General features: G+C 53.0%; 1 rRNA gene. It reads left to right on the top strand.

Features of this window, described 5'->3' with window-relative positions:
• Nucleotides 1–251 (top strand): 23S ribosomal RNA (locus tag FQ755_RS17650); the annotation flags it as partial.

Genomic DNA, 251 nt, shown 5'->3' with positions numbered 1-251 from the left:
ATCCTGTCTGAAGATGGGGGGACCATCCTCCAAGGCTAAATACTCGTGATCGACCGATAGTGAACCAGTACCGTGAGGGAAAGGCGAAAAGAACCCCGGGAGGGGAGTGAAACAGATCCTGAAACTGCATGCATACAAACAGTCGGAGCCTTCGCAAGGGGGTGACGGCGTACCTTTTGTATAATGGGTCAGCGACTTACATTCAGTGGCAAGCTTAACCGATTAGGGCAGGCGTAGCGAAAGCGAGTCCG

Origin of the sequence: Paraburkholderia sp. BCC1885, assembly GCF_900996235.1 — a bacterium.
Classification (GTDB): domain Bacteria; phylum Pseudomonadota; class Gammaproteobacteria; order Burkholderiales; family Burkholderiaceae; genus Paraburkholderia.
The sequence above is the reverse complement of the archived record's forward strand: the minus strand, read 5'-3'. Positions and strand labels throughout refer to the sequence as shown.